This is a genomic window from Stenotrophomonas sp. S41 (assembly GCF_016624625.1).
Lineage (GTDB): Bacteria > Pseudomonadota > Gammaproteobacteria > Xanthomonadales > Xanthomonadaceae > Stenotrophomonas.
Map to the genome: position 1 here is coordinate 1 of NZ_JACVTV010000210.1, position 1,161 is coordinate 1,161.

At 68.3% G+C, this 1,161-nt stretch carries 1 protein-coding gene; it reads right to left on the reverse strand.

The window, feature by feature from the left end:
* Nucleotides 1–161: 161 nt before the first annotated feature.
* Nucleotides 162–1,079, reverse strand: coding sequence for a M14 family metallocarboxypeptidase (locus tag IAE56_RS20915; protein ID WP_200753841.1), 918 nt, complete (start codon nucleotides 1,077–1,079; stop codon nucleotides 162–164).
* Nucleotides 1,080–1,161 lie beyond the last annotated feature (82 nt).

Here is a 1,161-nt window from a genome sequence, read left to right on the forward strand (position 1 = left end):
GTCGACGCGTTGCAGCGGCGTTATCGCTGACGCAAGAAGGTGCTGAAAGCGACTTTCGCGCTCGTTGAGGCTGGCACGGTTGCTGCTGCCACGCGGACGGCAGTCGAGCAAGCTCGACGCTATGCGTCCAGGTCAGTCGCCGGGCATGGCCCGGCGCTACCTCACTGCGCCAGCGCGTAATCCAGGCCCGCGCACACCGCCGCCACCTGGGCGTCGTTGCATTCCTGCGGGTTGGTGCGCGGGCTGTCCGGGTAGACCTCGGTGGTGGTGGCATAGCGCGCGTCGGTGAAACCGGCGCACGCACCGATCGAACGCGACTCGCCCCAGACCACGCCCGGCGACTGCAGCGGCAGGCCGACCAGGTTGCCCTCGGCGTCGGCCGGGGCGATGTGGGTGATCGGCGCAACGGCCTCGATCAGCGCCTTCTGGAAGCCGTGCTGGGGGTCTTCGCTGTTGCCGATCACGTAGAAGCCATCGGGAATGGTGTCACGCTCGAACGGCTTGCCGTCGCGGGCGCAGCGCGCCGGGTCGAACTCGTGCAGGTCGCTGTCGGTGGTCTCGTGCAGATCCAGGTGCACGCGGATGTCGGCCTTGCGCTCGGCCACCCAGCGCATCAGCGAGGCGGCTTCCTCGATCAGGCCGCCGTCACGGAAGCTGCGGTTCGGGTCGATCGCATCCGGGTTCCAGCGCTGGATGCGCTCGTAGCCCCAGGGGCTGACGCACGGCGCCACGATCAGGTTCATCCGGCCCAGGTAGCGCTCGGCCTGTTCTTCAAGGAACTGCAGGGCGCCATGCACGCCACTGGTCTCATACCCATGCACGCCGCCGGTGACGAGGGCGGTCGGCAGCGCCGGGTTCCAGTCGTGGTTGACCACGGCAAACAGCGGGTAGTGGTCCGGGGCATAGTCGAGCTGGCCGTACTGGATCACGTCGAAACCGTCGTCCAGGCGCTCAAGGGCGGCCACCACATCATCGTGGTAGCTGCGCTGGCGCTGCTGGGCGGCCCGCCACTGCGCGCGTTCAGCATCGCCCCAGGGCTGGCCGGGGGTACCGATGGGATAGAACGGCGCGAGGGTCATGCAGGAGCTCCAGAAGGTCCAGTTGCGTTAGTGCAGCCGACCATTCTAAGCCGTCTGCCCGCCCCGGCCGAGACCCTCCCCT